The sequence below is a fragment of the Prosthecobacter algae genome (assembly GCF_039542385.1).
GTDB lineage: Bacteria > Verrucomicrobiota > Verrucomicrobiia > Verrucomicrobiales > Verrucomicrobiaceae > Prosthecobacter > Prosthecobacter algae.
The window spans coordinates 105,868-121,723 of the sequence record NZ_BAABIA010000012.1 but is presented as its reverse complement, the minus strand read 5'-3'; the positions used below and the strand labels follow the sequence as shown (position 1 = coordinate 121,723).

Genomic DNA, 15,856 nt, shown 5'->3' with positions numbered 1-15,856 from the left:
CTAAGCCAAGCCATTTAGTCGGTGTGCATCATGGCAATATCCATTTCATGGTAATGATCCGCCAGCACCTTACTGATCTCCCAGATTGATTATTTTTGAAGTATCTCGCCGGAACAAGTAATGAAAGTTTCCGTTCGTTGCGCAACGAGGCTCAACCCAAAATGGCATCGACGAATTTCCTCTGGCGACGGGGCATGGATTTCGGCTTCTTCGGCTCAGGCGGAACCCAGCCCTTGGCCGGCATGATGGCGAACCATTCCTTGGCTTCTGGTTCCGTGACTAATTCGCGATAGTGCTTGAAGATGATGTCTGGCGAGTTTCCCGCCTCCAGCGCCACCTGGGCCGCGCTTTGCACCACGGCGATCCGGTAGCTGATGTAGGAGTGACGCAGGGCGTTGTGCGGCCATGGAATGCCCAGGCTCTTGGCCAGACGCCGTGCCCTCAAGAAGACGCCATCGTCAGGAACCACAGGGCCATTCCGCTCGACCTTCGCCAGCCAGCTGGCCAGATTGTCGGTGATGGGCACAATGCGGCGCGAGGCTGTCTTGGCCTGTCCGGCACGCAACTCGATGATTTTTCGCCCGAGATCCACGGCGCTCCAGTTCAGCCGTGCGATTTCAGCGCCACGCAGTCCCGCGAATCCACCGATGGCAAGGACCGGAATCAAATCCTCCGTCGCGGCCCTCATGAGCTTCTCCATCTGCTCGGGCGTAAAGATGCCGACATCCGTGTCAGCCTGCTTGCCGCGCTTGAGCGCTTCCGCCACGGTGGCTTCGCCTTTGGGCAGGTAACCTCGCCGCTTGGCAAAGGAGAAAAGCTCCTTCACACGTTTGAGCCAATTGTTGCGGGTGACCATGGAATGCGCACCACGACGCAGCCAGCCGTCAATCATGGCCCCGGTCACCATTGTGATCTCACCTGGGAACGACTTGGCAAACTGGCGAAGGTTCCCGTCCAGCAGCTTGAGGTAGTGCTCATTCACACCGTCCTGCTTCTTGAGCAGGAGGAGTTCGTCAACCACCCGAGGCACCGTGATGCCAGCCTCATAACTGCGCGACCTCGTCACGAAATCCTCCACGGCCATCAGCAGCGGCACCTCTCCCAGCTTGCGCCGGCACTGGAGGTATTCCTCGACGACTGAAACCAAGGGCAGTCCCAGCGGCTTGAGCATGTGCTGGACAGCCCGAAGAGCCTCCCGGTCCTGAGGCCGCAGGTCATTATCGCTGCTCACGCCCCGCTGGATATTGAGTGCGGCCTTGCGTGCCTCTTCCTTGGCAGCATCCAGTGAGCCGAAGGTAAGCCGCCGCCGCTGCTGGTTGAGGTAGAACGCGACAGTGAACCGGGGCATTCCACGGCAGAGGCCCCGGTAGATGGGCACGGCTGCGGAGCCCTGCTTGACCACCGCCACAGGTTTGCCCTTGCCCCGAGAGGTGAGGGCTGGAGTTGTCATGCTTTTGTCATGCATGACCATGGGTGGAGTGTCAAAAGACAGCCCCCTGAGGCCGTCCAAAGCCCGTGGAATATGGGCTCCAGAGTGATTGATTGCCCTGTTCTGAGTGCTCTTTTTGTAAGCCCGTTGGGCTTGGGGGAAGGTGGCTGTGACGAGGTGCCGTGTGTGGCGGTCCGTGAAGGATATCCGACGGCGGACGCAACCCCCTATGTTGGGAAGGAGGCGAGACGTGGCCAATAGCGGATTTGCCGTCATATTCATCAAGCCCGAAGGGCTTGTGTCTTTCAGCCCAGGGTTGGAACAACCCTGAGGTTAGGCGGACGACGCAAAAAGTGGAAGGTGAACCTCAACGAGGTTCCGTCCGGGGGGCCGACGGAGCCATTCGACGTAGGACACAACCCCGTTGGGGTTGATCGCGGGGATGGGATGTGGCGTGGTTGTGACCCAGGTTTCTGCGAACCCTGGGCTCAATTCCTTAAGCCCTTTGGGCTTGGGGGAAGGTGGCCGCGATGGGCAATCTCGGAGGTTATTTAGTCGCCGAGTTAAATTCATCGTTTGTGCTTGGCACGGTGCTCGGTGTCGCGTTCTGCCTGGCCTAACCAAAAAGGGCGGTGATGGGCTGGCCTTTGTCGGCGATGGTGAAGGGGCGCTTGGTGGGGGAGTAAAGCACCTGGTCCAGTTGCAGGCCGAGGGCGTAGCCGATGGTGGCATTCAGATCCGGCGGGGAGACTTTGTTTTCGGTGACCTCAATGCCTTTGTCCGTTTTGCCATAGGTCTGGCCGCCCTGCACGCCGCCGCCCCAGAGGACGGAGCTGAAGGCTTTGGGGTAGTGGTCGCGGCCTGAGTTTTGATTGATGTCCGGGGTGCGGCCAAACTCGCTGGTGAGGACGACGAGGGTATCCTGGAGAAGGCCACGACGCTCAAGGTCACCCAGAAGGGCACCGAGGGCTTTGTCCAGTTCGGCGATCTTTTCAGGCAGGCGGGCGTAGATGTCGTTGTGCATGTCCCAGCCGCCGCTGGTGACCTCAATGAAACGCACGCCGTGTTCAATCAAACGCCGGGCCAGAAGGCAACCCTGGCCAAAGGTGGACTCGCCGTATTCAGTCTGCAGTTCTGCGGATTCCTGGCTGAGATCGAAAGCGGTGAGATCTGCGCTTTTCATGACGCGGACCGCATCTTTATACACATCGCTGTAAGCACGGACCGCGCTGTGGGCGTAGGTCTTTTCAAAGCCTGCATTGAGCTTGGCTGAGAGGCCCAAACGGTAGTCTAGATCTGATTCTCCGAGGCTGGCCATGCGCTTGCTGTGCTGGAGGCCGGTGCTGGGATTGTTCAGTAGCAGGGGCTGGAAGGAGGCTTCAAAGAAGCCACCACCTGGGTGCTTGCTGTCATTGGAAATGACGACAGTACCGGGCAGGTCGGGATTGCCCTTGCCCTGAAACTTTTGCAGCCAAGCTCCCATGGTGGGGTGGCGGGTGGCACCACGCATGGTGTAGCCGGTGTGCTGGTAGTAGTTGCCCTGTTCATGCGCGCCCTGGGTGCTGGAGAGGCTGTTGATGATGACGCCATGGTGCATGTGCTTGGCCACGGTGGGCAGGCCCTCGCCGATCTGCACGCCATCTGCACTGGTGGGGATGCACTTGGTATCGCCCATGGTGGCGGCCCCAGGGCTGACACCGAAGGTATCCAGGTGGGTCATGCCACCCGCCATGTAGAGATAAATGACGTTTCTGGCGGTGGCCACCTGTCGGGCCTTAGAACTGCCCTCAAAGGCGACTGCCTGGGCCTGGCCGCGCATCAGCGGAGACATGACGGAAACGCCGAGGCAGGTCTTGGCGATGTTCATGACAAAGTCACGACGAGTCGGTTCATCAGCACGGAGGAAGGGTGAGTTCATGGCGGGGAAGAGCAGGGGCTGAAAACGGGAGGGCTTTACTGAATGAAGAGGAACTGAGAGCCGGTGAGGAGGGCGTGGGTGATGTCTTCCAGGGCTTTGTCCCCACGTTCGTTGATGACCTGGGTCAGCACGGCACGTTCGTTGTTCGTGGGCTGGCGGCTCAACAGGGCCTCGTAGAGAAGCGCGGCTTTTTGATCGTTGCTGCCAGCCTTCTTGAGCTGTTGGCTGAGCAAGGAGATGGGGCTGGTGAGACTTTCCACGACGGGACCATTGAGCAGGGTGAGGGCCTGGGGGACGGAGGCGTCGTCGCTGGCGTTGTCGATGACCTCGCGGTCAGACTGGCCAAAGGTGCGCAGGAAGTGGCCGGGGCGGGCAGGGGAGGGAAGCTCGGAGGCGCGGGAGACCATGGTGTTGTTACTCGCGCTACGGACGAGGTCCTTGCGTTGCTCCTTAGTGAGGGTGGCCATAACGGCGCGGTCAATACGGGGGCGTTTGTTTTCTTGTTTGTTAGGTCGGTAGCCTTCGATCAGGGCTTCGGCCCGTTCTTCACCGATGAGGTTGACGAGGAGATCGTTGCTGGATTCGCGACGGAGTTTATTGGCGGCGTTGGCTAGAGCTTTGGCCTCAGCGGGGCTGGCGGTGCCTTTCTCGGCGAGTTTGGCGCGCATGGCATCCAGTTCGCGGTCGTTTTCTTGGCGCTGTGCCATGCCTGCTTTGGCGGCGGCGATGATGCCTTCGGGACCTTTTTCTTTCATTGTGGTAATGAACATGTTGAGGTCGCCAAGGTATTGGTGAAGGCGCTGATTTTCATCGTCCACTTCTCCGTCCACGTTGCCTTTGGTGAGGGTGATCATGGAGTCCCAGACTTGCTCGGCACTCATGCGGCGGAGGCTGGGGCCGGTGAAGTGATTGGTCTCGCCCAGGGCCACTTCCTGGGTGCTGGCCATGCGTTGGTAGGTATCGGTGTTGTAAAGCACGCGCATGAAGGATTTTAGCGAGTACTTCTTCTCGATCATGAGCTGGGCGAGGTAATCCATGAGGGCTGGGTTGCTGGCGACGGAGGAGTCGGTCATCTCATCCAGCGGCTCAATGAGGGCACCGCCAAAAACGTGCTTCCACATGCGGTTGGCGATGACGGTGGTGAAGCGCGGGTTTTCCGGGCTGGCCATCCAGTCGGCAAAGGCTTGCACGGTCGTCTGGCCTTCTTTGGGCTTAGCCTCATGGCCGAACATGGCGCGAGGTTCGATGGTGTCGCCGGGTTTGGCATCGGTGTATGCGTAGTCATGGGGCAGCTTCGGCAGCTTGCCTTCATTCCAAGAGATGGCGGTGTAGCGAAGGGGTTTCATCACATCGCCCAGGGCCTTGCGCACCTGCTGCATGTCTTCTTTGCTGCTGGCGGTGGTTTGGCTGGCGGCAGCTTCCTTGCGCATTTTAGCCACCTCCTCGGGGTGGTCTTTCATGAATTGACGACGCTCTTTGTTAGACATCTTGGCCAGAGCTTCGGGGATCTGTTTCCCTTGGGGACGCTTCGGGAGCTTGATCTCATTCACACCGCCGCCGCGTGTATCCATGCCGTAGGTGAAGGCAGCCATGCCGTAGTAGTCCTTTTGGGACCACTTATCAAAGGGGTGATTGTGGCACTGGGCGCAGACGATGCTGGTGCCGAGGAAAACCTGCACGGTGTAGGCGAGATGATCGAGCTTGTTTTCGTCGCGCTGATAAAAGCCGATGCTGCCGCTATCCCAAGCACCGCCTTCGGTGGTGAGCAGCTTTTTCACAAACTGGTCGTAGGGGGTGTTGGCCTTGAGCTCCTTCTTCAGCCATTCTTCATAGGCCTCGGCTGTGATCTTGCCTTTCGTATTGTCAGTTAGGCGGAGGACATCGGCCCAGAAATTAAACATGTGGCTAGTGTAGCCATCGCTGGCCAGAAGCTTGTCGATGAGCTTGCTGCGCTTCTGAGGATCTACCGACTGCATGAAGTCGCGAGTTTCTTCCACGGTGGGGATGCGGCCTGCGATGTCCAGGTAGAGGCGGCGGACGATGACTTCATCCGGTGCGGTGACATTCGGCTGCAGGTTATGCTTTTGCCAATCGGCAGCCAGCAGGCTGTCGATCTTGGCGGCTTCGGGCAAGGATGCGCCGTGGGCGGCGGTGGCCACCAGCAGGAGAAGGGCAAATGTTTTCATGGCGTGAAGTCGGTGCTTCGGTCTGACGGCGGCTGAAACGTGAAGATTCGGCGCTTCTTCAATTTAATTTCGAAGCTTGTGCAAAGTTGCGCTTCTTTTGGTTAGGGGAGACGTCTTGTGGAACCTCGTTTAAAAACGGCGGTCTGATTTCGAGTTTACATAGTATGTACTATGCATTTACGATTCATTGAGATATAAACAGGGCGAAATTATGAAAATCACCCCCATTCCCTCCAAGACCACCTTCTCTGTGGCTGCGGCTTTGTTGCTGGTGCTGATCGTGCTGATGATCCTTGCGGGAGTCCTTCCAGCTCCACGCTGAGGCCCTAAGGCTCCGCTTCTTCGGCTTCAAAATAGTCGTCTTCTGCGATGTCGGGGATGCCGATGACGAGGACGCGCATTTGCCCCCTGGCACCATGGATGACGCCTGGGGGGATGTGGACGAGTGAGCCTGCAGAGACGGCTTGCTCCATGCCATCCAGCAGCACTGTACCACTACCTGAGAGCACGTAGTAGAGCTCGGTGGAGCGTTTGTGGTAATGCAGCTTGGCCCCATCAATGTCCACGGCATGTGCCCAGGCGACAGGTGAGAGCGGTGCGTCTTCGTGGCTGATGAGGCGATCCCGCCAGCCACAGGTGCTGCGCTCGCGCGGCGTGTGGCCTTCATGACGGATGAGCAGCGGACCGGAAGGTGGTGGAGTCATGAGCGATAAGGAAAGACAGAGGAGTGACGATGCAATGAAGAAAAAAAGGGAAGATGGTTTGCGCTCACCACGTTCCCCAGCGCTCATGAAACCCATGCGCCTTCTCATTGCCCTGCTGGGCCTGTTTTCACTCAGTCTTTCAGCGGCTGAAAAGCCGGATGTCCTCTTCATCGCCGTGGATGATTTGAACGACTGGGTCACCCACCTGGGTGGGCATCCGCAGACAAAGACACCGAACATCGACCGACTGGTCGCGCGTGGCATGGCCTTCACCAATAGCCACTGTGCAGCCCCGGCGTGCAATCCCTCGCGGGCGGCGCTGATGAGCGGCCTGCGTCCCTGGCAGACGGGTATTTACACGAATGGCGATCCGGCTCAGGGCGTGATGAAGGACACGCTGACGATCAACCGCCACTTCCTGGCCCAGGGCTACAACACTCTTGGTGGCGGCAAGATTTATCACAACTTCAATGCAGAGGGGCGTGAGGATGGCTGGACGAAATGGGAGGGGCTTTTCCCTAGCATCAACGAGCATGAAGAAAACATGAACGGGCTGAAAAGCGGCCACTTTGACTGGGGTGCCGTGAATTCGAAACCGCAGGAGATGGGCGATTACAAGCTCACCGACTGGGCCGTGAATCAACTCAAGACGGCCCCGCTGGACAAACCGCTTTTCCTCGGTGTGGGTTATGTGAAGCCGCACCTGCCGTGGTATGTGCCGCAGGAGTATTACGACCGGTTTCCGTTGGAAGGCATCCAGCTTCCGGTGACGAAGGACGATGACCTCGCGGACATTCCTGCAGCAGGCGTGCAGATGGCCAAACCACAGGGGGATCACGCAGCGGTGCTGAAAGGTGACCAGTGGAAAAAGGCGGTGCAGGCGTATCTGGCCACCATTTCCTTTTTGGATGATCAGGTGGGCCGCCTGCTGGATGGACTGGATGCGAGTCCACGTAAGGACAAGACGATCATCGTCTGGTGGACGGACCATGGCTGGGCTCTGGGGGAGAAACAGCATTGGCGCAAATTTGCCCTCTGGGAAGAAACCACGCGCACCTCCTGCGCCATCGTGGCCCCTGGCATCACCAAGCCTAACAGTGTTTGCAAAGCACCTGTGGACTACTTGAACATTTACCCCACGCTGTGTGAACTGACAGGGCTTCCTTTGCCGGTGCATGTCAAGGGTGCCAGCCTGATGCCTCTGCTGAAGGACCCCACCAGCACGTGGGGGCAGGTGGCCATCTGCACGCATGGCCGTGGCAATCACGCGGTGAAGGATGCCCGCTGGCGCTACATCCGCTACGCCGATGGAAGCGAGGAACTGTATGACCACTCCAAGGACCCGAACGAGTGGACGAACCTGGCCACTGAGGCTGACATGAGCAAAACCAAGGCACGGCTGGCGGCAGCACTCCCGGCGGCTGGTGAAGAAGTGCCCTCCACGTCCGGCAGCCAAAGCAACGGCAGTGCCAAAGGGAAGGGGAAGAAAAAGGCGAAGGGAAAGGCCAAGGAGGAGTGAGCTTTCTCCTGAAAAGAAGGGTTTTCTGAGGGCGGTGGAAGCCGCCTCGAATGCCTAACCAAGGATACGGTAGCCGATGCCCGGCTCATTGCGGATCTCCACACTGCTGCCAACTTTGCTGCGGAGGTGGTTCACGTGCACGCGCAGAGCGGCAGTTTGGTCCACGTTCATGCCAGGCCACACGGCTTTGAGGAGCTGCTGCTGGGTGATGATTTTCCCTGGATGCCGGGCGAGGGCCTTCAGCAGGGCGTACTCGGTTGGCGTGAGCTTCACCTCCTGCCCAGCGAGCGTGACGGCGTGATCTACCAGGCTGATATGCAAGGGGCCGAGAGTGACCTCGGCCACCTCCACGCTTCGTTGCCGCCGGGTGATGGCGGTGAGGCGGGCCATGAGCTCGGCGGTGCCAAAGGGTTTCGTCACGTAGTCATCTGCGCCATTTTCCAGAGCGGCGACTTTGATGCTTTCTTGATCGCGCACACTGAGGATCAGCACGGGGACATCGCTCCATTCACGCAGGCGTTTCAGCACTTCCAGTCCGTCCATGTCTGGCAGGCCCAAATCCAGCAGGATGGCATTCGGTTTATGAAAGGCCGCTTCTTGCAGGCCTAACTGACCGGCCTCCGCCTCGCGCACGGTGTAGCCGCGTGATTCCAGGGCCAGCCGCAACAGGCGGCGGATCTGGGGTTCATCATCTATGATCAGGCAGGTCATGCAGGGGCGGTGACTTGGTGGAAGAACCACACGTCAGCGAGCGGGATGATTCTGGCAAAGACAACCGCTTAAAAAACACGTTTCATTTCGATGGCCACCTCGGCACCGCCATCGGGGTGGTTGCGGGCGGTGATCTCTCCGCCCTGGGCTCGCACGAAACCTCGGGTAATGGCCAAACCGAGGCCTGTGCCTCCTGCGGGACTGCCTGGGGAGCGATAAAATTTTTCAAACACCCGCAGCGCACTTTCACCTGCGAAGCCTGGGCCATGATCTCGAACGGTGAGATGCAGACGATCTCCCTGCACGGTGACACGAATGTCAATCGCGGTGCCCGCCGGTGTGTAGGCAGTGGCGTTGTGCAGGATATTGGCCAGAGCTTGCGCCATGAGGCTATGATCTAGCCTAACCAGAGGCATGGTATCTGGAATGAAGACGCTCAGCGGATGGGCCGTCAAAGCGGGTCCTGCGGCAGAGCGGGCTGCCTGGATGACATCGCGTATGTCGCACCAATCGAGGTGCGGCTGCATTACGGCAGACTCGATGCGTGTCATGTGCAGGAGGTGATCCACCACACGCTGGAGACGCTCGGTGGCGGTGGCGATTTCTCCGGTGTAGGGGTTGCTGGCAGCCGGGTGTTCGCTTAGGCCTTCCAGGCTGGCTTTGATGACAGCGAGGGGAGTTTTGAGCTCGTGGGAAACGCTGTCCAGCAGGGTTTGGCGCAGCTTTTCAGATTGCTCCAGCACCTCGGCCCGGCTGGCAGCCTGGATGAAATGTTCCTTTTCCAAGACCAGTGCGAGTTGCAGGGCCAGCGCCTCAATGGTCTGCCGGGTGGTGAAATCCAGCCTGCCATCGCGCTCCAGGCGGATGCCCAGCACGCCCATGGTGGAGGTGGCGGTTTGCAGCGGAAACCAGGTGGCGTCGGACTCGGGCAGGGTATCGGTGAAACGACCGGCGACTTGTTTGTGATCAAAGCTCCAGGCCACCACGCCCCACTCCTTGGAGTTAGGCTGAAAGCTGCTGGAGGGATGTGCCGTGGGGCTGAGGGTATGGTCACTTTGACGCAGGACCAGGGAGACTCCAGACTGCAAGAGATCGGTGATCACTCGCAGAGCTTCATGCAACCCTTTGTCCGGCTCTGCTGCAAGGGCGGCGCTTTGGGTGACGCGCAGGAGGGCTGCGGTCTGGCGCTGGCGGCGGCGCTCGGCGGCCTCACGCTGGCGCAGGCGTGTGGTGAGATGGCCCATGCTGAGCGCCACGAGAAAGAACATGCCAAACATGAGCATGTCCTCGGGCTGGTCAATGTGCAGGGTGAACTGAGGCGGGATGAAAAAGTAGTTCCAAGCGAGAGCACTGACAGAAGCCATGGCCAGTACCGGGCCTCGACTAAAACGCATGCCTGCGGCCATGACGCCGAGCAACAAAACGAGGGCGACAAAGGTGTACCCAGTAACTGGAAGTAAAGCCCAGCAGAGGCTCGTTAGCACGAAGGTGAGGGCCACAGCCCAGCTATACTCTCCCACCTGGGAGATGGGCGTGCTGGCAGGTGGCGCGGCAGGGGCTGTGAGCTGCCGCCCAGCTACGGGGCGAACCACACAGACGTCAATGTCACCACTTTCGGCGATGAGGCGATCTGCCAGCGAGCCGCCCCAAGTGCGTTTGTCAGGCTTACCCACAACGATCTGGGAGACGTTGCGTTCGCTAGCGAACTGCAGTAGGGCCTCCGCCACATCATCCCCGGTGAGGGTGACCACCTCGGCACCTAGGCGACGTGCCAGCCCGAGAGCGCGTGTCAGCACTTCTTGTTCGGCAGGGGTGAGCGGGGCGGATCTTTCCACCCAAGCGACGATCCAGTTGCCGTCCAGTCTTGCGGCCGCGCGGCGGGTCCAGCGGATGAGACTTTCCGCATAAGGGCTGGGACCGATGCCGACCAGGAGACGCGCATTGGTCTTCCAGGCGCTGGTCACGCGCCGTGTCCGGCGGATGTCATCGAGGTCACGATCCACGCGCTCGGCAGTGAAACGGAGGGCGAGTTCGCGCAGGGCGGTGAGGGTGCCTTCTTTGAAGAAATTCGAGACGGCGTGTTCGGCCCTTTCACCCATGTACACTTTGCCCTCCGCCATGCGCTCCAGTAGCTTTTCGGCACTGAGGTCAATGAGCTGGATCTCATGCGCACGATCCAGCAGCGAGTCCGGTACTTTTTCCTGAATGGCCACACCGCTGATTTGCTGGACGATGTCCACCTGGCTCTCGATGTGCTGGACGTTCAGGGTGGTGTACACATCCAGCCCGGCATCCATCAGCTCCAGCACATCCTGGTAACGTTTGGCATGGCGTGAGCCGGGGGCATTGGTGTGGGCCAGTTCATCCACCAGCACAAGCTGCGGGCGCAGGCGCAGTACCTCATCCACATCGAATTCTTCCAACGAGTAGCCACGATGGTCTAACAGCTTGCGTGGTAAAACATGCAGGCCCTCCAGCAAGGCGGAGGTCTCATGGCGACCATGTGTTTCCACCACGCCCACAAGCACCTCCACTCCCTCTTTGGCCCTCTGTCGGGCCGCCTGCAGCATGGCGTAGGTTTTTCCCACCCCGGGGCACATGCCCAGGAAGATATGCAGCCGCCCTGGCTGCGCCTGGGAGTGCTCCTTCTGCATCTGCGCCAGCAGAGCATCGGGGTTGGGGTGTGGAGATTCCGGGTGCATGGCGTATCTTGAGACGAGTTACTTGGCGGCGTCGAGTGCCAGATTGAGCGAGACGACATTCACCCGTGCCTCACCTAGCAGCCCAAACGTGGGCGTGCTGGTGTGGGCGGTGATGAGGCTTTCGACCTTTGGCAAGGGCAGGTTTCTCGCCTTAGCCACACGGGCAGCCTGAATCGTGGCGTTTTTGACGCTGATGTGTGGGTCCAAACCGGAGCCGGAGGCGGTGACGGCATCGGCAGGGACTTCGGCATCGGCAGCTAGGCCATTCAGAGTCCGGTAGGCGGTGAGACGTTCCTGGATCTGATCCCGCAGTTTTTGAGAGGTGGGCCCGAGGTTGCTGCCGCTGGAGCTGGCACCGTCGTAACCGCTACCCGCCGCGCTGGGACGTGTGTGGAAGTAGCGCTCAGAGGTGAAGTTTTGCCCCAGCAGGCTGGAGCCGCGTACTTTGCCATCGGCCCCGACGATGAGGCTGCCCTGGGCCTGATCTTTAAACGCTGCCTGCGCCACTGTGGTAACGAGCAGGGGGTAAACACCGCAGGTGATGCCAGCCAGAACAAAGGTGGCGACGATGGCGGGGCGGATTTCTTGGAGAAGCAGTTTCATAAGAGGTGGGTGATTAGAGATTGATGATCAGGTCAATGATCTTGATGCCGATGAAGGGGACGATGAGGCCGCCAAGGCCATAGACGAGGAGGTTCCGCCGCAGCACAGCCACCGCGCCCATGGCCCGATAAGGCACGCCTTTCAGCGCTAGGGGGATGAGGGCCACGATGATGAGGGCATTGAAGATGACGGCGCTGAGGATGGCGCTTTGCGGGCTTACGAGGCCCATGATATTCAGCGGGGCCACTTCAGGGAAAGTGGCCATGATCATGGCGGGGATGATGGCAAAGTATTTCGCGACATCATTGGAGATGCTAAAGGTGGTTAGGCTGCCACGGGTCATGAGCAGTTGCTTGCCGATTTCGACGATCTCGATGAGCTTCGTGGGGTTGCTGTCCAGGTCCACCATGTTGCCCGCTTCACGGGCGGCCTGGGTGCCTGTATTCATGGCCACGCCCACATCGGCCTGGGCCAGGGCGGGGGCATCATTGGTGCCGTCCCCGGTCATAGCCACCAGATGGCCTGCGGCCTGCTCATCGCGGATGCGCTTCAGTTTATCTTCTGGAGTGGCCTGGGCCATGAAGTCATCCACCCCCGCCTCGGCGGCGATGGCGGCGGCGGTCATGGGGTTGTCTCCGGTGATCATGACGGTGCGGATGCCCATTTTGCGGAGCTGTGCGAAACGTTCTTTGATGCCGCCTTTGACCACGTCCTTCAGTTCGACAATGCCGAGGACCTGGTTGCCTTCGGAAACGACGAGGGGCGTGCGCCCAGCGCGGGAGGCTGCTTCCACGGCCTTGGCCACTTCAGCCGGATAAGTGCCGCCTTGGTTGATGATGTAAGCTTTGATGGAATCGGCTGCACCTTTGCGAATGCTGCGTCCATCCAGGTCCACGCCGCTCATGCGTGTCTGGGCAGTGAAGGGGATGAAGGTGGCATGCGGTGCGGCGAGTTCGCGACCACGAATGTTAAACTTCTCCTTCGCCAGCACCACGATGCTGCGGCCTTCGGGGGTTTCATCGGCCAAGGAGGCGAGCTGGGCGGCATCGGCGAGTTGCTGCTCGGTGATGCCCGGGGCAGGGCGGAAGTCTGAGGCCATGCGATTGCCGATGGTGATGGTGCCTGTTTTGTCCAGCAGCAGCACGTCAATGTCACCCGCAGCCTCCACCGCACGCCCACTGGTGGCCATGACATTGCGGCGGATGAGGCGATCAATCCCGCTGATGCCGATAGCGCTGAGCAACCCGCCGATGGTGGTGGGAATCAAACACACCAGCAGGGCGATGAGCACGGGGATGGAGAAATTTGCCCCGGCATAAACCCCGAAGGGCATGAGCGTGATGCACACCAGCAGGAAGATCAGCGTCATGGCTGAAAGCAGGATGGTGAGAGCGATTTCGTTCGGCGTTTTTTGACGCTGTGCGCCTTCCACCATGGAGATCATGCGATCCAAGAATGTCTGGCCTTTCTCCGAAGTGATGCGGATGACGATGCGGTCGCTGATGACCCGTGTGCCACCTGTGACAGCGCTGCGATCACCCCCGCTTTCGCGGATGACGGGCGCGGACTCACCCGTGATAGCGGCCTCATCCACGCTGGCGATGCCCTGTATCACTTCTCCATCGGCAGGGATGACATCGCCGGCTTCACAGACGACGAGTTCACCTTTTTCCAGAGCGGCGGCGGGCACCAGTTTTTCATCGTTGCCGATGAGGCGACGGGCCATGGTGTCTTTGCGGGCACGGCGCAGGCTGTCCGCCTGAGCTTTGCCACGGCCTTCAGCGACGGCTTCAGCGAAGTTGGCAAACAAAACGGTGAACCACAGCCAGACACTGAGCTGGATGATGAAGGCACGATCTTCCCCAGCCGTAAAGATGCTGAAGGTGGTGAGCAGTGCGCCGACGAGCGTCACGAACATGACGGGGTTTTTCACCATCAGGCGCGGGTCGAGTTTTTTGAACGACTCGCCGAGGGCGGGGACGACAATGGAGGCGTCGAAAAGGGAACTGGGTGTGTGTGACATAAGAGTCGAGGTGAAAGGTTGATTAGAACAAGCGGCCCTGGAGCGTGAGGAAGTGCTCAACGACGGGACCTAAGGCCAGGGCAGGGAGGAAATTCAGCGCGCCGACGAGGAGGACCGTGCCGATGAGCAGCAGGGTAAAGGTGGCCCCATGGGCAGGGAAGGTGCCGGCGGTGGGCGGTGCGGCCTGCTTCTGCACCAAAGATCCAGCCAGAGCCATGATGGGCACAATCATGAGAAACCGACCGATGAGCATGGCGACGCCTAACGTGGTATTGTACCAGGGGGTGTTCGCCGTCAGGCCGGCAAAGGCGCTGCCGTTGTTGGCTGTGGCGGAGGAGTAGGCATACAGCATCTCGCTAAAGCCATGCGGGCCTGCGTTGTTCAGACCTGCCAGACCCCAAGCGCTGACGCTGGCCCAGGCGGTGAAACCGAGGATGCTGAGCGTGAGGATGAGCAGGGTGAGCATGGCCAGCTTGACCTCCTTCGCCTGAATCTTTTTGCCGAGGTATTCCGGCGTGCGGCCCACCATGAGGCCAGCGATGAAGACGGCCAGGATGACAAACACAAGCATGCCGTAAAGACCGGCCCCGACACCGCCGATGACCACCTCGCCCAGCTCCATCATGAATAGGGGCACAAAACCCCCGATGGCGGTGAAGGAGTCGTGCATGGAATTCACCGCGCCGCAGGAGGCGGCCGTCGTGACGGTGGCGAAGAGGGAGGAATTGAAGATGCCAAAGCGCACCTCCTTGCCCTCCATGTTCCCATCCGTTGCGGCGACACCGAGCTGCTGGTGGATGGGGTTGCCCTGGGCCTCAGCATGGGCGCAAACCAACACACCGCTGGTAAACAGCACCATCATCGCGGCCCAGACAGCCCAGCCGTGCGCTTGGTTTTTCACCATGCGCCCTAAATAATACGTTAGGCCACTGCCGATGGCGAAGATGGCAAGCATCTGCACGAGATTGGAAAGCGGGGTGGGGTTTTCAAAAGGGTGCGCTGCGTTCGCATTCACAAAACCGCCGCCATTGGTGCCCAGCATCTTGATGGCGACCTGAGAGGCCATGGGGCCTTGAGCGATGACTTGTTCTGTACCTTCCAGCGTGGTGGCCTTGGTGTAGGATTCGAAGTTCTGAATCATGCCTTGGGAAACCAAGAAGAGGGCGAAGGCGCCGCACAGGGGCAGCAGTAGGTAATAGGTGACACGCACGAGGTCGGCCCAGAAGTTGCCCAACGTCTTCCCTGAACTGCGTGCAATGCCACGCACGAGGGCGGCGGCGATGGCGATGCCGGTGGCAGCCGAGACGAAGTTATGAAACGTCAGCCCCACCATCTGGCTGAAGTAGGAGAGGGTGGCCTCGCCACCATAGCTCTGCCAGTTGGTATTGGTGGTGAAGCTGACAGCGGTGTTAAAGGCCAGGTGCGGGCTTAGGGCAGGCAGGCCCTGGGGATTCCACGGCAGCAGGTGCTGGCAGCGCAGGATGAGGTAGGTGAAGACGATCCCGATGAGGCTGAAGGCGAGCATGGAGAGCGTGTATTGTTTCCAATTCTGCTCGCGCTGGGGATCGGTGCCCAGGAGGCGATAGGTCAGTTTTTCGATGGGTTTCAGGATGGGGTCCAGCCAGGTGCGGCCCTGGGCATCCAGCACCTGCATGAGGTAGAGGCCGAGGGGCTTGGTGATGAGCGCGAGGAGGCCCAGGAATAGGGCAAGTTGCAGCCAGTCGTTCGTATGCATGGTCGTGGATGATTAAAATTTTTCGGGGCGCAGCATGGCTACCAGGAGGTAGGCCAGCAGAGCCGTGGCGATGAGTGCGATGAGGAAGGTTTCCATGGCGGGCAGTGATCAGAGGGTTTCGATGACGCGAGCGTAGAGAACGCAGAGGACGATGAAGGCGACGGAGAGGCCGAGGTAGAGGAGGTCAATCATGGGCGGAGAGCTTGCGGCTCACGGATAGGATTCCCGTGTTTCCGGTTCTGCGTAGTTAAGGGCAGGCAAAAAGGTGTTAAGAAGGTGTTAACACTGCCAGAGGCAGGGATCTGAAAGGTGGGGAAATTTTTCTT

The 15,856-nt window shown here is 59.7% G+C and carries 11 protein-coding genes; 1 reads left to right on the top strand and 10 read right to left on the bottom strand.

Annotated elements, in window-relative coordinates; translation table 11 throughout:
- Window positions 1-151 precede the first annotated feature (151 nt).
- From ABEB25_RS22785 to ABEB25_RS22770, 4 genes are all read right to left on the bottom strand, one after another.
- Window positions 152-1,450, bottom strand: coding sequence for a tyrosine-type recombinase/integrase (locus tag ABEB25_RS22785; protein WP_345738759.1), 1,299 nt, complete (start codon window positions 1,448-1,450; stop codon window positions 152-154).
- A 595-nt stretch (window positions 1,451-2,045) separates the two neighbouring features.
- The gene (locus ABEB25_RS22780; RefSeq protein ID WP_345738758.1) at window positions 2,046-3,347 is read right to left on the bottom strand and encodes a DUF1501 domain-containing protein; all 1,302 of its coding nucleotides are present in this window, start codon (window positions 3,345-3,347) and stop codon (window positions 2,046-2,048) included.
- 35 nt (window positions 3,348-3,382) lie between these two features.
- The gene (locus tag ABEB25_RS22775) at window positions 3,383-5,533 is read right to left on the bottom strand and encodes a DUF1549 domain-containing protein (RefSeq protein ID WP_345738757.1); all 2,151 of its coding nucleotides are present in this window, start codon (window positions 5,531-5,533) and stop codon (window positions 3,383-3,385) included.
- Window positions 5,534-5,859: 326 nt separating this feature from the next.
- Window positions 5,860-6,237 carry a cupin domain-containing protein gene (locus ABEB25_RS22770; protein WP_345738756.1) on the bottom strand — a complete coding sequence of 126 codons (378 nt, stop codon included), beginning with the start codon at window positions 6,235-6,237 and terminating at the stop codon, window positions 5,860-5,862.
- 85 nt (window positions 6,238-6,322) lie between these two features.
- Here ABEB25_RS22770 and ABEB25_RS22765 point away from each other — a divergent pair, with 85 nt between their 5' ends.
- A complete protein-coding gene (locus tag ABEB25_RS22765) occupies window positions 6,323-7,756 on the top strand; it encodes a sulfatase (RefSeq protein ID WP_345738755.1) in 1,434 nt (477 codons plus the stop codon).
- A gap of 54 nt (window positions 7,757-7,810) precedes the next feature.
- Here the strand turns inward: ABEB25_RS22765 and ABEB25_RS22760 are convergent, their stop codons facing one another.
- The 6 genes from ABEB25_RS22760 to kdpF form a co-directional block, all read right to left on the bottom strand.
- Complete coding sequence (locus ABEB25_RS22760) at window positions 7,811-8,467, bottom strand: response regulator transcription factor (protein ID WP_345738754.1); 657 nt, start codon at window positions 8,465-8,467, stop codon at window positions 7,811-7,813.
- Window positions 8,468-8,535: 68 nt separating this feature from the next.
- Window positions 8,536-11,169, bottom strand: a complete 2,634-nt coding sequence (locus ABEB25_RS22755) for a DUF4118 domain-containing protein (RefSeq protein ID WP_345738753.1) — start codon at window positions 11,167-11,169, stop codon at window positions 8,536-8,538.
- A gap of 18 nt (window positions 11,170-11,187) precedes the next feature.
- Window positions 11,188-11,772: a K(+)-transporting ATPase subunit C gene (kdpC, locus tag ABEB25_RS22750; RefSeq protein WP_345738752.1), complete on the bottom strand. Its 585-nt coding sequence runs from the start codon at window positions 11,770-11,772 to the stop codon at window positions 11,188-11,190.
- A gap of 13 nt (window positions 11,773-11,785) precedes the next feature.
- Complete coding sequence (gene kdpB / locus ABEB25_RS22745) at window positions 11,786-13,795, bottom strand: potassium-transporting ATPase subunit KdpB (protein WP_345738751.1); 2,010 nt, start codon at window positions 13,793-13,795, stop codon at window positions 11,786-11,788.
- Between the two features lie 22 nt (window positions 13,796-13,817).
- On the bottom strand, window positions 13,818-15,530 hold the full coding sequence (gene kdpA, locus ABEB25_RS22740; protein ID WP_345738750.1) for a potassium-transporting ATPase subunit KdpA: 1,713 nt from the start codon (window positions 15,528-15,530) through the stop codon (window positions 13,818-13,820).
- Between the two features lie 12 nt (window positions 15,531-15,542).
- Window positions 15,543-15,626: a K(+)-transporting ATPase subunit F gene (gene kdpF, locus ABEB25_RS22735; protein ID WP_345738782.1), complete on the bottom strand. Its 84-nt coding sequence runs from the start codon at window positions 15,624-15,626 to the stop codon at window positions 15,543-15,545.
- Window positions 15,627-15,856 lie beyond the last annotated feature (230 nt).